Origin of the sequence: Streptomyces sp. NPDC091682, assembly GCF_044756625.1 — a bacterium.
In the GTDB taxonomy this organism is placed as follows: Bacteria; Actinomycetota; Actinomycetes; order Streptomycetales; family Streptomycetaceae; genus Streptomyces.
Map to the genome: position 1 here is coordinate 725,846 of NZ_JBIVTH010000002.1, position 17,217 is coordinate 743,062.

At 71.5% G+C, this 17,217-nt stretch carries 17 protein-coding genes; 7 read left to right on the forward strand and 10 right to left on the reverse strand.

Going from position 1 to position 17,217, the window contains the following annotated elements; all coding sequences use genetic code 11:
* Positions 1-22: 22 nt before the first annotated feature.
* Positions 23-574 (reverse strand): hypothetical protein, encoded by a 552-nt coding sequence (locus ACIQK6_RS07710; protein ID WP_329096626.1) that lies wholly within the window; start codon positions 572-574, stop codon positions 23-25.
* Positions 575-742: 168 nt separating this feature from the next.
* Here ACIQK6_RS07710 and ACIQK6_RS07715 point away from each other — a divergent pair, with 168 nt between their 5' ends.
* The gene (locus tag ACIQK6_RS07715) at positions 743-1,609 is read left to right on the forward strand and encodes an AraC family transcriptional regulator (RefSeq protein WP_329096627.1); all 867 of its coding nucleotides are present in this window, start codon (positions 743-745) and stop codon (positions 1,607-1,609) included.
* Positions 1,610-1,623: 14 nt separating this feature from the next.
* Here the strand turns inward: ACIQK6_RS07715 and ACIQK6_RS07720 are convergent, their stop codons facing one another.
* The 4 genes from ACIQK6_RS07720 to ACIQK6_RS07735 all read right to left on the reverse strand — a co-directional run bounded on the left by ACIQK6_RS07720 (position 1,624) and on the right by ACIQK6_RS07735 (position 5,899).
* Complete coding sequence (locus tag ACIQK6_RS07720; protein WP_402694480.1) at positions 1,624-2,295, reverse strand: hypothetical protein; 672 nt, start codon at positions 2,293-2,295, stop codon at positions 1,624-1,626.
* A 159-nt stretch (positions 2,296-2,454) separates the two neighbouring features.
* On the reverse strand, positions 2,455-3,201 hold the full coding sequence (locus ACIQK6_RS07725; RefSeq protein ID WP_329096629.1) for a succinate dehydrogenase/fumarate reductase iron-sulfur subunit: 747 nt from the start codon (positions 3,199-3,201) through the stop codon (positions 2,455-2,457).
* Positions 3,198-5,192: a fumarate reductase/succinate dehydrogenase flavoprotein subunit gene (locus tag ACIQK6_RS07730; protein WP_402694481.1), complete on the reverse strand. Its 1,995-nt coding sequence runs from the start codon at positions 5,190-5,192 to the stop codon at positions 3,198-3,200. Before ACIQK6_RS07730 ends, ACIQK6_RS07725 begins: the two co-directional genes overlap by 4 nt.
* 2 nt (positions 5,193-5,194) lie before the next feature.
* The gene (locus ACIQK6_RS07735) at positions 5,195-5,899 is read right to left on the reverse strand and encodes a succinate dehydrogenase (RefSeq protein ID WP_402694482.1); all 705 of its coding nucleotides are present in this window, start codon (positions 5,897-5,899) and stop codon (positions 5,195-5,197) included.
* Between the two features lie 95 nt (positions 5,900-5,994).
* Here ACIQK6_RS07735 and ACIQK6_RS07740 point away from each other — a divergent pair, with 95 nt between their 5' ends.
* Positions 5,995-6,873, forward strand: a complete 879-nt coding sequence (locus ACIQK6_RS07740; protein WP_329096631.1) for a LysR family transcriptional regulator — start codon at positions 5,995-5,997, stop codon at positions 6,871-6,873.
* Between the two features lie 32 nt (positions 6,874-6,905).
* Here ACIQK6_RS07740 and ACIQK6_RS07745 read toward each other — a convergent pair whose 3' ends face one another.
* Positions 6,906-7,586 (reverse strand): TetR/AcrR family transcriptional regulator, encoded by a 681-nt coding sequence (locus ACIQK6_RS07745; RefSeq protein WP_402694483.1) that lies wholly within the window; start codon positions 7,584-7,586, stop codon positions 6,906-6,908.
* A 106-nt stretch (positions 7,587-7,692) separates the two neighbouring features.
* On the opposite strand from ACIQK6_RS07745, the gene ACIQK6_RS07750 reads away from it, so the two are divergent.
* Positions 7,693-8,760: an FAD-dependent monooxygenase gene (locus tag ACIQK6_RS07750; RefSeq protein ID WP_329096633.1), complete on the forward strand. Its 1,068-nt coding sequence runs from the start codon at positions 7,693-7,695 to the stop codon at positions 8,758-8,760.
* Positions 8,761-8,857: 97 nt separating this feature from the next.
* On the opposite strand, the gene ACIQK6_RS07755 is transcribed toward ACIQK6_RS07750, so the two are convergent.
* Entirely contained in the window at positions 8,858-11,083 is a 2,226-nt protein-coding gene (locus ACIQK6_RS07755; protein ID WP_329096634.1) for an EAL domain-containing protein, read from the reverse strand.
* Complete coding sequence (locus ACIQK6_RS07760) at positions 11,080-11,910, reverse strand: SAM-dependent methyltransferase (protein ID WP_402694484.1); 831 nt, start codon at positions 11,908-11,910, stop codon at positions 11,080-11,082. The genes ACIQK6_RS07755 and ACIQK6_RS07760 overlap by 4 nt, the downstream gene beginning before the upstream one ends.
* Before the next feature lie 890 nt (positions 11,911-12,800).
* Between ACIQK6_RS07760 and ACIQK6_RS07765 the strand changes: the two genes are divergently transcribed.
* The 3 genes from ACIQK6_RS07765 (at position 12,801) to ACIQK6_RS07775 (ending at position 14,569) form a co-directional block, all read left to right on the forward strand.
* Positions 12,801-12,950, forward strand: a complete 150-nt coding sequence (locus tag ACIQK6_RS07765; RefSeq protein WP_329096635.1) for a hypothetical protein — start codon at positions 12,801-12,803, stop codon at positions 12,948-12,950.
* Between the two features lie 41 nt (positions 12,951-12,991).
* Positions 12,992-13,762 (forward strand): hypothetical protein, encoded by a 771-nt coding sequence (locus ACIQK6_RS07770; protein ID WP_402694485.1) that lies wholly within the window; start codon positions 12,992-12,994, stop codon positions 13,760-13,762.
* Between the two features lie 219 nt (positions 13,763-13,981).
* Positions 13,982-14,569 carry a hypothetical protein gene (locus tag ACIQK6_RS07775; RefSeq protein WP_329096637.1) on the forward strand — a complete coding sequence of 196 codons (588 nt, stop codon included), beginning with the start codon at positions 13,982-13,984 and terminating at the stop codon, positions 14,567-14,569.
* A 100-nt stretch (positions 14,570-14,669) separates the two neighbouring features.
* Here ACIQK6_RS07775 and ACIQK6_RS07780 read toward each other — a convergent pair whose 3' ends face one another.
* On the reverse strand, positions 14,670-15,188 hold the full coding sequence (locus ACIQK6_RS07780; RefSeq protein WP_030012611.1) for a hypothetical protein: 519 nt from the start codon (positions 15,186-15,188) through the stop codon (positions 14,670-14,672).
* A 364-nt stretch (positions 15,189-15,552) separates the two neighbouring features.
* Between ACIQK6_RS07780 and ACIQK6_RS07785 the strand changes: the two genes are divergently transcribed.
* Positions 15,553-16,215 (forward strand): class F sortase, encoded by a 663-nt coding sequence (locus ACIQK6_RS07785; protein WP_329096638.1) that lies wholly within the window; start codon positions 15,553-15,555, stop codon positions 16,213-16,215.
* Between the two features lie 33 nt (positions 16,216-16,248).
* Here the strand turns inward: ACIQK6_RS07785 and ACIQK6_RS07790 are convergent, their stop codons facing one another.
* Positions 16,249-17,142 (reverse strand): polysaccharide deacetylase family protein, encoded by an 894-nt coding sequence (locus ACIQK6_RS07790; RefSeq protein WP_329096639.1) that lies wholly within the window; start codon positions 17,140-17,142, stop codon positions 16,249-16,251.
* Between the last annotated feature and the right edge of the window lie 75 nt (positions 17,143-17,217).

Genomic DNA, 17,217 nt, shown 5'->3' on the forward strand with positions numbered 1-17,217 from the left:
CGGGTGCCGGCCCGCACTCGACTCAAGGGCGAACCGCTCGGACGTGGTCGGCCGAGAGATGGAGTTCGTAGGGCAGGCAGCAGTCGGAGCAGAGGGTCGCGACGAGGGTGCCGCAAGCGCACAGCTGGTTCATCCCGCCGTCCGGGGTCGCTCCGCAGCAGGCGGGCGATGCGTGCTGCAACTCCAGGCCGCGGGCGTCGTCCGGATTGACGACGATGTTGCCCCGCGGGCCCTGCGACACCAGGTACTTGCCGTCCACGTTCACGTGACTCCCGTGGCGCGGCATCACCGGCCCGGGCGTCTCGGTGACGACCAGGGGTGCACCGTACGGCTGGGTCTCGATCGCGTAGCGTCCCGACGGCACGGTCGCCGGTGACGGACCCTGCTCGTCTGCTTCCCACCAGGCGTAGTGGGGCGCCTCGGGAACCTCGGGCAGCCGTGTCAGCGGCCCTGTCAGGGGAACGCCGCATGCCGCGCACACGAACACCACCGCTTCGGCCGCTGCGGCCGGCCGGTCGGCCCGCTCGTGCGCCGGTCGGCCGGCAACCTGGTCATGGTCTCGCTGGTCGTGCATGTGCCGACCGTACGCGCACCCCTGCCGGGCTCCGCGCCCGGCCCCGGGCGGGATGGTCGGACACGTCCGGACCGGACCCGACCGGACCCGACCGGACCGGGCACAGGATGTCGGGTCCGCCATGGTGGGTCCCTCCTAACCTGAGGCATCGAAAGGGAAGGACACAGGATGCTGGACCGGTTGAACCAGGCCGTGGAACACATCGAACATCGCCTCGACCAGCCGATCGACGCGGCCGAACTGGCACGGATCGCGGTGACGTCGGAATACCACTTCCGGCGGCTGTTCTCCGCCCTGGCCGGAATGCCGCTGTCGGAGTACATCCGCCGCAGGCGGCTGACGGTCGCCGGCGCCGAGGTGCTGGGCGGGGAGCGGACGCTCCTGGAGATCGCGGTGCGCTACGGCTACACCTCGGGAGAGGCCTTCGCCCGTGCGTTCCGGGCCGTGCACGGCATCGGTCCCGGCGAGGCCAGGCGCACTGGTGCGACCCTGCGGTCCCAGCCACGGATGTCCTTCCGCCTCATTGTCGAAGGGAGCAGCAGCATGGAGTACAAGGTCGTGGAGAAGGACGAGTTCCGTGTGGTCGGCAGGAAGGCGCGGGTCCCGCTGGTGCACGAGGGGATGAACCCGGCCATCGCCACCTTCATCCGGGCGATCGACCAGGAGACGCTGCAGCGCATCGAGCGCTTGTCCGACCAGGAACCCGAGGGGATCATCTCGGCGAGCGACAACCTGGACGACAGCCGCGCGGAAGGAACCGAACTCGACTACTACCACGGGGTGGTGACCCGCAGCGAGGTGCCCGAGGACATGGACGCGCTCACCGTCCGGGCCGGCACGTGGGCGGTCTTCGAGAGCTCCGGCCCGTTTCCGCAGACGCTCCAGTACCTATGGCGGGACGTGTTCACGCAGTGGTTCCCGTCCAACCCCTACCGGAGCCGGCCCGGGCCCGAAATCCTGCGCACCCGGGTGTCCGGGGACGGGACGGAGGCGACGGCGGAGCTGTGGATCCCCGTGGAGCGGACGGCGGTCTGATCCCGTGGTGCGGCTCAGACGTCGCCGGGGAGCAGGTGCTGCGGCAGTTCGCGGAAGCCCCACCGCCCCTGGCGGCGGGTGAAGATCCAGACGAGGTCGTGGCGGTCGGGCCAGGTCGCCGGGGTGCCGGGGACCTGGTCGGCGCCGAGGGCCCGGACCAGGCGCGGGATCCCGCTGTGCTCCCAGCAGACGAGTACGGGCATCGGTGCGGCCAACGCGGCCTGCACGAGGGCGGCTTCGGCGCCGACGGCGAACTCGACGCGGACAGGAGTGCGCAGCGCGGTGGCGAGCGCCGCCACCGTCTGCCGGCACCGCGCGGGGGTGACGGCCCCCTTCCCGCCTGCCGCGAAGACCGCCGCGGGACGGGGCAACGAGGAACCGGGGGCCGGCGGGAAGAGGCGCGGGAGCCGCTCGGCCCGGCGCCAACCGCGGCCGGCCAGCGAACCGGGGTCGTCCTCGCCCTCCGCGTCCCGGCCGACGCCACCGGCGTACGGCTTCTCCGCGTGCCGGATCACCATGACCAGGGCGTCCTTGGGCCCGGCGGGAGCACCGGGAAGACCGGGAGCACCGGGAGCCGGGGTGCGCCAGGCTTCCCCGCCCGTGCACCCGGCTCCGGCCAGCGGGGCGAGGGCGGCGGCCAGTACGGCTCGGCGACGCGGTCCGGACCCGGCGGGGGCTTCTGGCATGGCGCCACTGTCCCCCACGGCCCGGGCGGCGCCGGGGCGCGGCGCGGTACGGGCCGTGCCGGTCAGCCGATCGGCGCAGGGGCGGGGCGGAGGCGGAGCGGGGCGGAGGCGGAAGCGGGGGCGGGACGGGGTCAGGGGCACGGGCCCCGGACTCCGGGGTCAGCGGGGGCCCTTGCGCACCGCCCGCAGCCACTCCTTGTTCATCGCGGCGATCGACGGCAACGGGATGCCCTTCGGGCAGGCCGTGGCGCACTCGCCGGTCAGGGTGCAGCCGCCGAAGCCCTCTTCGTCCATCCGGGCCACCATGTCGAGCACCCGGGTCTCTCGCTCCGGAGAGCCCTGCGGGAGCACGTTCAGGTGGTTGACCTTGGCCGAGGTGAAGAGCATCGCGGAGCCGTTGGGGCAGGCCGCCACGCACGCGCCGCAGCCGATGCACTCGGCGTGCTCGAAGGCGAAGTCGGCGTCGGCCTTGGGCACAGCGGTGGCGTGCGCCTCGGGGGCGGAACCGGTGGGGGCGGTGATGTAGCCGCCGGCCTGGATGATGCGGTCGAAGGAGCCGCGGTCGACGACGAGGTCCTTGACCACCGGGAAGGCGGCGGCCCGCCACGGCTCGACGTCGATGGTGTCGCCGTCGGCGAAGGACCGCATGTGGAGCTGACAGGTGGTGGTGCGTTCCGGGCCGTGGGCGTCGCCGTTGATGACGAGGCTGCAGGCGCCGCAGATGCCCTCGCGGCAGTCGTGGTCGAAGGCGACCGGGTCCTCACCGCGCAGGATGAGGTCCTCGTTGAGGGTGTCGAGCATCTCCAGGAAGGACATGTCCTTCGAGATGCCGTCGACCTCGTACGAGACCATGTGACCGGGGGCGTCGGCGCCGCGCTGGCGCCAGACGCGCAAGGTGAGCTTCATGCGTAGCTCCGCTGGGTGGGGTGGACGTACTCGAAGACGAGGTCTTCCTTGTGCAGGACGGGGGCGGCTCCGGTGCCCTGGTACTCCCAGGCGGCCGCGTATCCGAACTCCTCGTCGCGGCGCGCTGCTTCGCCGTCGGGGGTCTGGGACTCCTCGCGGAAGTGGCCGCCGCAGGATTCGGCGCGGGCGAGCGCGTCGAGGCACATCAGCTCGGCGAGTTCGAGGTAGTCGACGATGCGGTTGGCCTTCTCCAGCGACTGGTTGAACTCCTCGCCGCGACCCGGGACCTTGATGCGGCGCCAGAACTCCTCGCGGATCTCGGGGATGCGGTCGAGCGCCTTGCGCAGGCCCTGCTCGCTGCGGGCCATTCCGCAGTACTCCCACATCAGTTCACCGATCTCGCGGTGGAAGGAGTCGGGCGTGCGGTCGCCGTCGACGGCGAGGAGTTTCGCCAGGCAGTCGCGGGTCTCGCGGATCGCCGCCGCGGCCTCGGGGTGACTGTCGTCCACCGTGTCCTGGTGCGGGTGGCGGGCGAGGTAGTCATTGATCGTGGAGGGGAGCACGAAGTAGCCGTCGGCGAGTCCCTGCATCAGTGCGGAGGCACCGAGGCGGTTGGCTCCGTGGTCGGAGAAGTTGGCCTCGCCGATGGCGAAGAGGCCGGGGACGGTCGTCTGGAGGTCGTAGTCGACCCACAGGCCGCCCATCGTGTAGTGCACGGCGGGGTAGATCCGCATGGGGACCTCGTACGGGTCCTCCGCGGTGATCCGCTCGTACATCTCGAAGAGGTTGCCGTACTTCTCGGCGACCTTGTCCCGACCCATGCGCCGGATGGCGTCCGCGAAGTCGAGGTAGACGCCCTGGCCGCCGGGGCCCACGCCGCGGCCCTCGTCACAGACGTTCTTCGCGGCGCGGGAGGCTATGTCGCGGGGCACGAGGTTGCCGAAGGAGGGGTAGATCCGCTCCAGGTAGTAGTCGCGCTCCGCCTCGGGGATGTCGGCCGCGGCGCGGGTGTCGCCCTGGGCCTTGGGAACCCAGATGCGTCCGTCGTTGCGCAGGGACTCGCTCATGAGGGTGAGCTTGGACTGGTGGTCGCCGGTGCGCGGGATGCAGGTGGGGTGGATCTGGGTGAAGCAGGGATTGGCGAAGTACGCGCCGCGCCGGTGCGCCCGCCAGACAGCGGTCGCGTTGGAGTTCATGGCGTTGGTGGAGAGGTAGAAGACGTTGCCGTAGCCGCCGCTCGCCAGGACCACGGCGTCGGCGTAGTACGTGGAGATCTCGCCGGTGATCAGGTCGCGTGCGACGATGCCGCGGGCCACGCCGTCGACGACGATCAGGTCGAGCATCTCGGTGCGGGCGTGCATCTCGACGTTGCCCGCGGCGATCTGCCGGGAGAGCGCCTGGTAGGCGCCGAGCAGGAGCTGCTGGCCGGTCTGGCCACGGGCGTAGAAGGTGCGGGACACCTGGACGCCACCGAAGGAGCGGGTGTCGAGGAGGCCGCCGTACTCGCGGGCGAAGGGGACGCCCTGGGCCACGCACTGGTCGATGATCTCCACGGAGATCTGGGCCAGGCGGTGGACGTTGGACTCGCGGGCGCGGAAGTCTCCGCCCTTGACGGTGTCGTAGAAGAGGCGGTGCACCGAGTCGCCGTCGTTGCGGTAGTTCTTCGCGGCGTTGATGCCGCCCTGGGCGGCGATGGAGTGGGCGCGGCGCGGCGAGTCGCTGAAGCAGAACTGGACCACGTGGTAGCCCTGCTCGGCGAGGGTCGCGCCGGCGGCACCGCCCGCCAGGCCGGTGCCGACGACGATGATGGTGTGCTTGCGGCGGTTGGCCGGGTTGACGAGCTTGGCCTCGAAGCGGCGCCGGTCCCAGCGGTCCGCGATCGGGCCTTCGGGGGCTTTGGCGTCGGCGACGGGCTCGCCGGTGGTGTAGGCGGCGTAGTGGGGGTGCTGCATGTGGGGCTGCTGGTCGCTGTCGTGCAGGGGTGCGCTCATGGTCAGTTCACCACTCCGGTCATGACGGCTACGGGGACGGACACGAAGCCGGCGAAGAGGACGAGGGCCAGGCCGTTGGCCAGGAACTTCAGCGTCCGCTCGCGTCGGGCGCTGCCCGCGCCGAGGGTCTGCGCGGCGCTCCAGAAGCCGTGGCGGACATGTAGGCCGAGGGCGGCCATGGCCACGATGTAGATGGTGTTCCCGTACCAGGTGGAGAAGGTGGACAGGACGTTCTCGTACGGGTGGCCGGACCACGCGCGCTCGTTGACGGTGAGCGTGGTGAGGTCGAGCAGGTGCCAGACGATGAACAGGCCGAGGATGATGCCGCCCCAGCGCATGGTGCGGGTGGCATAGCTCGCGCGGCGGCGCTTGTGGGCGTACTTCACCGGGCGGGCCTTGATGTCACGGCGGCTGAGCTGGTAGGCGGACGCGGCGTGGGCGACGACCGCGGCGAGCAGCCCCACGCGCACGAGCCACAGGGCCCACTCGTGGTGCAGGAAGGGCGAGCCGAGGGTGCGCAGCCAGTGGGCGTAGCCGTTGAACTCGTCCGCCCCGAAGAAGATCTTGAGGTTTCCGAGCATGTGCACGACGAGGTAGCCAAGCATGACCAGGCCGGACACGGCCATCACGGACTTCTTGCCGACGGAGGAGTCCCAGATCGTGCGTGTGATGGACGGCCGTCGATCCGTCCGCGTTGCCAGAGCCATGTCCTCGACGGTACGGACGGGGGTCCCGAAAGGTCCAAGACATGATGGAGCTGATGTCGATAGATGATGACTATCAAAGCCGATAGCCTGGGCGGATGCAGTTCCAGCAGCTCTTGTACTTCGTGGCCGTCGCCGAGACCCGGCATTTCACCCGGGCCGCGGAGCGCGTGCACGTGGCACAGCCCTCGCTCTCGCAGCAGATCAAGGCGCTCGAACGGGAACTCGGGGCCGAGTTGTTCAGCCGGGCCCGCGGCAACGTCACGCTCACCGACGCGGGCGAGACGCTGCTGCCGCTGGCCCGGCGGATCCTGGCGGACGCTGACACCGCGCGGCTGGAGGTGCAGGAACTGGCGCAGCTCCGGCGCGGCCGCGTCCGGCTCGGCGCCACACCCAGCATCTGCACGGGCCTGTTGCCGGACGTACTGCGGGCCTTCCACGACGCGCATCCCGGGATCGAGCTGCTGATCGAGGAGAGCGGCTCGCTCGACCTCGTACGGGAGCTCGCGCGCGGAGCCCTGGACCTGGCCCTGATCGCGCTACCGCTGCCCCCCTCGGCCCCGGCCCTGACCACGGTGGAGCTGCTGACCGAAGACCTCGTGGTGGTCTCCTCGGCGGAACGGCCGGCACCGGGCGGGGGCCGCGAGCTGACCATCCCGGGGCTGCGGAACGAGCCGATGGTGATGTTCCGGCACGGCTACGACCTGCGGGAGCTCACCGTGGCGGCCTGCCGGGCGGAGGGTTTCGAGCCGGTCTTCACCGTGGAGGGCGGCGAAATGGACGCGGTCCTGGGCTTCGTCCGGGCGGGGCTCGGTATCGCGGTGGTCCCGGCGATGGTGGTCGACCGATCCGGTCGGGGCCTGCGGGTGACCCCGCTGGCCGGCTCCCCGCTGCGTCGCACGATCGCCCTGGCCCACCGCACCGACGTGGCTCCGCCGCGCGCGGCCCGCGAGCTGAAACGGATACTGCTCGGCTAACTGCGCCCGGCGGGGCCTGCGGGCGGGCGCAGTCAGGGCGCGGCTGGAGCCGGCTCCGGGGATATCGGCGGGGCGGGGACCGCCGGCAGGGCCTTGTCGAGGCCTTCTGCGAGCATCCCGAAGGCCAGATCGGCATCGGCCACCGCGGCCGCGTGGGCCTCGTCCGCGCTCTGCCCCGCCTCGATCCGACGCCAGTTCACCCGACCCAGCTCATGGCGGACCGCAACGATGTGCGTCGCCGCGAGCCGGGAGGCGAGCGGGGACACCGCCTCCGCCTCCAGCCCGGCCGCGAGCAGCTCCACCTCGATCTCGGTGTAGCGGTTCAGCCGGCTCTTCAGGCTGGCGGTGCTGTAAACCAGCTGCTGGAAGGCCATCACGTTCGGGTGGTCGCACAGCCCGGTGATCGGATCCCGCTCGGCCAGGGCCGCCAGGAAGCTCGCGTGCACCGCGCCCACCGGCGTGCGGCCGGGGGGCCGCTCGCGCACGATGCGCGCCACCTCGTCCTGATGGTCGGCGAACCGGTCGAGCAGCAGGTCCTCCTTGCTCGGGAAGTACCGGAAGAGGGTGGGCTTGGAGACCTCGGCCGCGGCGGCGACATCCGCCACCGACACGGCATCGAAGCCCCGTTCCAGGAAGAGCTCCAACGCCGTCGCCGCCAGTCGGTGACGCGTACGGAGCTTCTTGTTCTCGCGCAGACCCGTCGTGTTCTCCATACCGCACAGCGTAGCACGGATTCGTGACCGAGTTATTTTTTTAACCGGGTTGCTTTTTCTGTCGAGAGCCGCTTTCCTTGAGGCATCGACGAGGAGAGGACATCCCATGACCGACGTACTGATCACCGGCTCCGGACCGACCGGACTGACGCTCGCCTGCGACCTCGCACAGCGCGGAGTCACCGTGCGCGTCATCGACCGGCGCACCGAACCGCATCACGAGTCCCGGGGTAAGGGGCTGCGACCGAGCAGCCTCGAGATCTTCCGCGGGCTCGGTGTGCTGGAGCCGCTGGCAGCCACCGGGGACGCGAGCGTGACCCTGCGCAAGTACTTCGACGGGGAACACATCAACGACACCCCCACCGACGGCGGCCTCTTGATCGGGCAGTGGCAGATCGAAGCGGCCCTGCGCGAGCGGCTCGCCGCGCTGGGCGTGCGGGTCGAGTACGGATCGGAGCTCGCCGGAATCACCCAGGACGACGCCGGGGTGCGTGCGGAGCTGGCGGACGGCACCGTGATCGCGGCCCGCTATCTCGCCGGGTGCGACGGCGGGCGCAGCACCACCCGCAAGCTGCTCGGCATCCCCTTCGAGGGGAACGGGGAGGAGGAGCCCGCGATGGTGATCGGGGACGTCCGGGCGCCGGGACTCGGCCGGGACGTCTGGCACCAGTGGTTCACCTCGGAAGGCGGCGGGATCCTGCTCTGCCCGATGCCGGGGACGGACAGTTTCCAGCTGCAGGCCTCGCCCGAGCGGGACGAGCGGGGCGAACCGCTGCCGCCCTCCCTGGAAAGCTTCCAGCGGATCTTCGACCGCCATGCACGGGTGGCGGGCATCCGGCTCAAAGATGCAACCTGGCTCTCGTCCTGGCGGGTCAACGTGCGGATGGCCACGCGTCTACGGGAGGGCAGGGTCTTCCTCGCCGGAGATGCCGCGCACGTACATCCCATAGCCGGCGGGCTGGGCATGAACACCGGCATCCAGGACGCGGCCGCCCTCGGCCGGACGCTGGCCGCCGCCCTCACGGGGCCTGCCGGGGAGGAGGTGCTCGACGGGTACGAGGCCGAGCGGCTGCCGGTGGCCGCCGCGGTACTGGCCGACACGGCGGAGCGGTACGAGCGGGTCGTCGAAGCCGTCCGGACCCCTGGCCGCGGGACGGAGGTGGGCCTGGACTGACCGGCGCCGCGCGCGCCTGAGCCCGGGGTGGCCCTGGCCGCCCGGGCATCGGCCCCGGGCATCGGCCCCGGGCATCGGCCTCCCGATGGGGCGGACGTCAGGAGGGCGTGGGAACCGCGTCCGAGAGGGAGAGGCTGTGGATGCGGTCCGGCGCCCCGGGCCGGGCGTAGTACCAGCCCTGAGCGGTGTCGCAGCCGAGGGCGCGCAGCTGGGCGGCCTGGGCTCCGGTCTCCACTCCCTCGACGGTGACGGCGAGTTCGAGGCTGTGCGCCAGGGCGACGATCCCCTCCACGATCTTGACGTCAACCGGGTCGGCGGGCTGCTGCTGCATCCCTTGGGTGAAGGAGCGGTCGAGCTTCAGGACGCTGACCGGCAGCCGCCGCAGGTTGGCCAGGTTCGAGTAGCCGGTGCCGAAGTCGTCGAGGGCGATGTCCACACCGAGTGCCGCGAGCCGGCGCAGCGGTTCCAGGAGTTCGTCGTCGGCCCCTATCAGGGCTGATTCGGTGACCTCCAGGCACAGCGCGCCCGGGGCGAGGCCCGACTTCTCCAGCACCGCCACGGTGTCGGCAACCAGGCCCGGGTGGTGCAGCTGGGTCGGAGAGAGGTTGACGTTGATCCGCAGGGCTGCGCCCCCGTGCTCGCGCTGCCAGATGCGGGCCTGGCGGACGGCCTCCTCCAGCACCCAGCGACCGAGCGGCACGATCAGCCCGGTGCGTTCGGCGAGGGGGATGAAGCGGTCCGGGCCGAGTACCCCGTACTGCGGGTGCGACCAGCGCACCAGCGCCTCGGCCCCGTGCACGCTGCCGTCGCGCATGTGGACCAGCGGCTGGTACTCGATGAAGAACTCGCCGCGTTCCAGAGCCGCGGGCAGGGCGTTGGTCAGGCCGTGGCGGGTGATCGCGCGGGCGTCGGCCTCGGCATCGGCGAATTCGAAGCGGTTGCCGCCGGCCGCCTTGGCCCGGTACATCGTGATGTCGGCGCTGCGCAGCACCTCCGCCGGGGTGCGCTCCTTGGCCCGTCCCTCGACGATGCCGATGCTGCCCCGGACCGTCAGTTCCCGACCCTCCAACCGGATCGGCGTGGACAGGGCGGTCAATATGCGGACCGCGAGCTCGGTCACCTTCTGCTCGGTGTCGGAGCCGGTGGTCAGGGCGACGAACTCGTCGCCGCCGAGCCGGGCGACCACCTCGCCCGGGCCGGTCGCGCAGCTCTGCAGCCGGTCGGCGACCTCCACCAGCAGCCGGTCCCCCGCCGAATGCCCGAGGCTGTCGTTGACCGCCTTGAAACCGTCGAGGTCGAGGTAGCACAGCCCGTAGCGGTCGCCGCCCGCCCCGCCGAGGGCCTTCTCCAGCCGCTCGAAGAACAGCGTCCGGTTGGGTAGACCGGTCAGGGCGTCGTGGGTGGCCTCGTAGCGAAGGCGCAGGTTCAGCAGCCGGCGTTCGGTGGTGTCCTCCATCAGCGCCAGCTGGTACTGCGGCTTCCCGTCGGCGTCGCGCAGCAGCGACACCGTCAGATTGGTCCAGAGCACGGTGCCGTCGTGCCGGTAGTAGGGCTTCTCGACGCGGTAGCTCTCGCGCTCGCCGCGCACCAGCTCGCCGTACATCCGCCAGACGTGCGGGGTGTCATCCGGGTGTCCCCATTCGCTGACGTTGCGGCTGCGGACGTGCCCCTCCAGGCCGCCGAACATCTGCAACAGGGTGTCGTTGACCTCCAGGACGTTCCCGTCGAGGTCGGCGATGCCGATCCCCACGGCCGCGCCCTCGAAGACCGCGCGGAAGCGCTCCTCGCTCGCGTGCAGGGCCTGCTGCGCGTCGGTACGCGCGGTCAGCGCGGAGCGCGCGATGGCCTCCTGCTCCCTCAGGGTGCGCTCGCGCAGCGCGCGGGCGTATCCCGCCGCGATGGCGTGCTGCAGCCGGGCGCAGCGCGACCGGTACTCCTCGGTGCCCTCCACACCGGAGCCCTCGGGTCCGTCCGGGCCGCAGTAGAGCACCAGGTACGACTCGATCACGCCGAGGGTGCCGGCCAGGGCCTCGGGGTCGGTGCAGTGCACGGCGACGAGTTCCGCCCCCACCTGCTGGGCGACCGAGGCGTCGAAGGGCCTCGCGTGCAGGGCCTCGGTGAGCGTGCGGGTGAGGGGGAGGAGGTGCCGTTCGAACTCGGTGCGGGTCAACGAGGTCGCCGTGACCGGGAAGATCGCCCGGCCCCAGATCGTGGCGAAGCGGGCGATCCGGTCCTCGATACCGCCGTGCGGAGCCGTCGCGGACCCGGTGGCGGGTGCCGCGGCGACCTTCGGCGCGCCCGCCGTCTGTGCCGGAAGTCTCACGCCTTGCGTCCCACGCCGCCGAAGCCCGAGAAGGCGTAGGGGTCCTCCGGCGTCTCGCCGTCCTCACCGTTGTCGGGTCGGTCCGGCCGCCAGTTGGGCATGGCCACGAGGCCCGGCTCCAGCATCTCGAACCCGTCGAAGAAGCCGCTGATCTGTTCCCGGGTCCGCATGACGAGGGGGTTGCGCATGTCCCGGTAGACGCCCACGGTGCCGGCGGCGGTTTCCTGGGTGAGCGGGATTCCCTCGTACGAGGCGTGCGTGAGGATCAGCAGGCTGCCGGGGGCCAGTGCGTCGCGCAGCTCGGCGACGGCGGCGTACGGGGCGTCCTTGTCCTCCAGGAAGTGCAGGACGGCGACGAGCAGGAGGGCGACCGGTCGGCCGAGGTCGAGGAGCCGACCGACCTCCGGGGCGGCGAGGATCTCCTTGGGCTTGCGCAAGTCGGCGGCGACGATGTCGCTGTGGTCGTCTCCTGTGAGGACGGCCCGGCTGTGCGCGACGGCCACCGGGTCGTGGTCGACGTAGACGACGCGCGCCTGCGGGCTGGCGGCCTGGGCGACCTCGTGGACATTGCCGAAGGTGGGGATGCCGGAGCCGATGTCGAGGAACTGCGTGACGCCCTCGGCGACGGCGTGCCGGACGGCGCGGCGCATGAATGCCCGGTTGGCCTGCATGATCTTGGGCAGTCCCGGCATGAATTCCATGGCACGGCGAGCCGTCTGGCGGTCGACCTCGAAATTGTGGGACCCACCCAGATAGTAATCGTAGATGCGGGACACGCTCGGCACCGATATGTCGATGCCTGGCGGGGCCCAGGCGGGGCGCTCCATCGGGGTCTCCAAGCGTTGGTCCTGCGGTCGTCCGTGTGAGGTCGGACTCCTGTCCGAGCCGAATCTACTGATCATTTCCCAACAGGGCGAGCAAAAGCGGAAATTGGCGATCCGTTCTTCGTCACACACCAAAGGCACCGCCTCGCCGGACGGGGGAATGACCGATACCGACAAGTCCCTTATGGGAATTGACTGGGGGTCGACCGGAGTCACCACACTACCGACCTGCGGATGGCTCAAACCTCTCTGGTCGGCAGTCCACCCGTTCAGGCGAACCGGGGGCCGAGCCTCGCGTGCCCGGGCGCGCGCGGGCCCATGCTCCCGGGGTGAACAGAGCCTGTGCCAGGCGCCTGCTGGCAGTCCCGGTCCTGCTGTGGGCGGCCTTGTCCGTCACGCCGGCCGTGGCTGATAGCCGCGCCTACGCGACGACCGACTCCGGCGACGGCCCGGCCGCCGCCGTGGTGGCCGCGGTGGCCGGCGGCAGCGACCGCGCACGCGGCCCGCGTGGCGGACATCACGGTGACGACCAGGGCTCCGACCACGGGAAACGCCGTGAAGGCGGGCACGGCGGGGGCCGTCACGGCCACCCCCACTGCCCTCCGCCGCCGCCCCCTCCGCCCTGCCCGCCGAAGCCACCGCCGAAGCCACCGAAACCGCCGAAACCCACACCGCCGCCCGAGCCGACTCCCCCGCCGTCGCCCGAGCCCCCACCGCCCCCGAAACCCGCACCACCGAAACCGCCGCCTCCCCGGCCGGCGCCGAAGCCCGTACCGAAGCCCGTCCTGCCCGCGCCGCCCCCGCCGAAGCCGGCGCCCCCACCGCCCCGCGTGGTCCTGGCTCCTGCGCCGCCGCCCGCACCACCTGCACCACCGCCACCACCCGCCCCCGAGGTGAAACCCGTACCGCCGAAACCGGTGGCCCGCCCCGCGTATCACGCGGCCGCCCGCAAACCCGTCGAGCACCACATCTCGCCGGTGACTTTCACCTTGATGACCGCCGCTCCCGCGGTGCTCGCGATCGTCGCGCTGCGCCCGCGCTAGCGCGCTTCTTCCTCCCCACCAGTAACCGATTGGGAGTCATCTTGTCGGAATGGCTCGTCCTGTCCCTCGCGATGGCCGCGGCCTGTGCCGTGGTGCTGTCCATCGCCTTCTTGAACCACAGGAGGATCGGCGATGACGACGATCCGAACGAGACCCCTGACGTCATCGAGTACATGACGATGATGATCGGGGTGATCTACGCGATCGTGTTGGGCCTGGCGATCGCCGGCGTCTGGGAGGGCCGCGGGGCCGCCCAGGAATACGTGCGCCAGGAGGCCCAGGCCCTGCACGAGATCAGTGTCCGCTCCGAGGTCTACCCGGCCGAGGTGCGCAAGCGGATCCGGTCCGACGTCGACGCGTACGTGACCCACGTCGTGGACACGGAGTGGAGGCGGATGGCCGACCACGGCGAGCTCACCGAGCACGGCGGGGAGCTGCTGGAGCGCATCCGCCGGGACGTCACCGACTACGAACCGCAGACCGACCACGAGGGGCAGGCCTACCAGCCGCTGGTCGACCAGGTCGCGGTGGTCGACGACGCCCGCAGCGCACGCGGCTCGAGTGCCGGGGCCACCATGCCGGGCGTGGTGTGGTTCGGGCTGATCGTCGGCGCCCTGGTGACCGTGGGCCTGATCTTCACCCTGCAGATCAGGCGCTCGTTCCGGGAGATGCTGCTGGCGGGCCTGTTCAGTGCCCTCATCGCGTTCCTGCTGTTCCTGATCTGGGACTTCGACGCGCCGTTCGGGCGGGGCATCTCCGCCACCGCCGAACCGTTCCTCACCCAGTTCCCCCACCTGGACCTCGGCGGCTAGGCCGCCCGGGCACGTCTCGTCGGTCGGGCCGGATCAGGCCACTCGCAAACCGGGGACGGGCCTCCCGTCCCCGGTTCGGCCCAGGGCCGTGCCCCATTCGCCCGTTCCTGATCGCGGGTCACCGCACCCCGACCTAGCGTGTCGGACATCGAGGCGCACGACCCCCCACGTGCGGAAAACCGTTCCGCGGCTGCTCCTCGGGGATCCGGAGAACCAACCATGGGTGCGATACGTACCTCCGCCACCACCCTGCTGAGCGTCGGCGCCACGGGCGCCGTACTCGCGCTCGGCGTCCTCGGCGCGCCCGCCGCAACCGCTGCCGAGGCACAGCCCATCACCTCGTTCGGCTTCACCCTCACGCCTTCGACCGTCGCCCCCGGAGGGCAGACGGTCCTCGCGGTCAGCCGCTGCAACGCCGCCTACGCCACCGCCTCCTCCGGTGTCTTCGACACCGTGAGCATCGCGCGCGGCCAGACCGTACGGGTCACCGTGGACCGGGACGCCCGGCGCGGCGCCGTCTACTCCGTCTCCTTCACCTGCAACGGGGAGACCGGCTCGGCCGATCTGACGATCGCCGGCGGCACCACCGGACCCACCACGAGCTCCACGCGAACGGGCACCGGCACCGGCACCGGCACGACCCGCTTCCCGACCCCGTCCTCCGCCCTCGGTGTCCGCGGCGGTCTGGGCGGCAGCGTGGCCGGCATGGATCCCCTGGAGCTCGGCGCCGGCGCCGGTCTGTTCCTCGCCGCCGCGGGCGGCACCGTGTTCGCCCTGCGCCGCAGGGGATCCGGCCGTAGCCATTGAACCCGCCGGACGTCCCCCCGCCACCACCGATCGCCCCGAGTCCTCGTCAGGACTCGGGGCGATCGCCGGTGGCGGGGGGATCTCCGTCCGGGGAGACCGGTCAGGCCCGGCTGCGGAGCGGGCGGCGACGGCGCAGCACGTGGGCCCCGGCTCCGAGGGCCGCGGCGCCGACGAGGCCCGCACCGATGGCGGTCTCGGCCGTGGACGGGCCGAAGGATCCGCCGATGCCGCCCTGCGAGGGGTTGCCCTCCAAGATGGTGAAGCGGTGCGTGGCGACCAGGTTGCTGTCGTTGCACTTGACGGACAGCGTGTGGTGCCCGGGCGAGGCGTGGTTGAAGATCCGGACGGTCGCGAATCCGATCGACCCCGCGGACAGGTTGGCCGGCGGAAAGTTGCCGTGCGACGTGACGGTACCGCCGTGACCGCAGCCCGCCGCGCTCACCTGCATCGTGGAACCCTGGTGCACGGAGTACGGGTTGACGGAGATGTTGCTGGGGCCGTTCCCACCCCCATTCCCACCCCGGCCCCCGGGGTCCTGGTTCGCGGAGGCGAACGGGGCACTGAGGCCGATCACGGCGCAGGCTGCCGCCGTCACGGTAAGAGCGCGCAAAACACGCATGGTGGAACCTCCAGCGGGAAGCGCCCCGGAGCGTCGGCCCCGGATGATCGACGAGAACGCCTCCCACGTCGAACCCTCGGGTCGTCCCGCCATCTCCGCATTTCCGGCTTTGGGCCGCCCGGTTGAGCGACACGCCGAAGCTCGGGAAATGCAACTGACGGATCCGCAGGTCACGACCCGTCAGGCATTTATGTGACGATTACCTGGATGGGCGCACCCCGTCCGGCTCCCTCCGGGTGGCGGCCACCCGTTCGCCCTTCCCCCCTCGCCGTGCTGCCGACTCGGCCTTAGCGTGCGTGAAGTAGGGCGTACAGGGGTGGGACGGGAACGCGGGTCGGGACCCCCGCGTCGGGAAGGGAGAACGATGGGCGAGGACGAGCCCGGGAAGTCACGCAAACGCTCACCGTGGGGCGTACTCGCCCTGGTCATGCTCACCGGCCTCGCCATGGTGCGCAACGGTGTGAACATCGGCGACGGGCCGCCGCAGCCCACCGCGGCCTCGGCCGTCGCGGTGACGGCCGACCAGTTGCCGGCCGATCCACCCACGCCCCCGGCGGACATGGAGGTGCTGGAGCACTCGTCGGTCCAGCGCATCCGGATTCCCACGATCAACGTGGACGCGCCGGTGATGACGGTCGGGCTGGACGCGGAGGGTTGGATCGACGCGCCGCCCCCGCAGGACCGCAATCTCGCCGGCTGGTACCTCAACGGCATCTCGCCGGGCCAGCGGGGCTCCGCGGTGATCGTCGGTCACGTGGACAACGCGCAGGGCCCCGCGGTCTTCTACGGTCTCGGCTCGGTTAAGCCGGGCAACCACATCGAGGTGGAGCGGTACGACGGCCGGACGGCGGTGTTCGAGGTCTACGGGGTGGAGGTGTTCTCCAAGGAGGCCTTCCCCGGGGCCCGTGTGTACGGGGACACAGGACACCCGGAACTCCGGGTGATCACCTGTGGCGGCGGATACTCAAAGGCCCGTGGCTACGACGGCAACGTGGTCGTCTTCGCCCGCATGGTGGAGGCCCGCTGAGCCGGTGCGCGTCCACCGCGGCCGGCGCCCGCTTCAGCGGGGCGGCAGCACCGGGAGGGTCATCCGGTAGCCGCGTGCGAGCAGTTGGGGAAGGTACGAGGAGATCGCCTGGACGCTCTGCGACCGGTTGCCGCCGGCGTCGTGCGAGAGGACGATCACGCCGGGGGCCGCGCCGCCCAGTACCCGGGAGATGATTGTCGGGGTCCCCGGTTCCTTCCAGTCCAGGGTGTCCACGGTCCAGGCGAGCGGCTCCATGCCGAGCTCGGCCCCGATCTCGAAGGCGGCCCGGTTCCAGGCCCCGTAGGGGGCCCGGAACCACAAGGGCGCCTCGCCGACGGTCTGCTGGACGACCTCGCTCGTGCGGCCGATCTCGGAGGCGAGGGCGGGCCGGCTGAGCCCCGGGATGAGCGGGTGGGTCCAGGTGTGGTTGCCGATGACGTGGCCCTCGTCGACCATCCGGCGCAGCAGGTTCCGGTTCTCGGTGGCCATCTCGCCGCAGACGAAGAACATGGCGCGCACGCCGTACCGGGCGAGGGTGTCGAGGATGGCGGGGGTGTAGCGGGGGTCCGGGCCGTCGTCGAAGGTGAGCACCATGCCGGCCGACGCGGCTTCCTCGGCGGGGAGTTCCAGGATGGGCCGGGTCCGTACGGCCGGCTTCGCGGCCGCCGGGCGCACCGGCGCGTCGGCGGTCATCGGTTGGAGCCGGTACGCCTTCTCGGGCAGCGCCCGCGCCCGCAACCCCGGCGCACCCGCCGCGGGGGGCGCCCCCGGCCCGGCCGGGGGTACGGACCCGGTCGGTCCCTGCCCCGGGGTACCGGTACCGCGCTCACCGCCCACGCTGAGCAGTCCGGAGGCCGCGGCGACCCCGAGGAAGACGGCGGTACGCAGGACCGTGCGCCGCCCTACTGTCGGCTCGTCATTTTTCATTATTACTACGTATCAACGACATCGCCGAAGTTGTCGAGAGGCGCGGAGGCACCCTGTTCCCCTCACCCGGTCGGC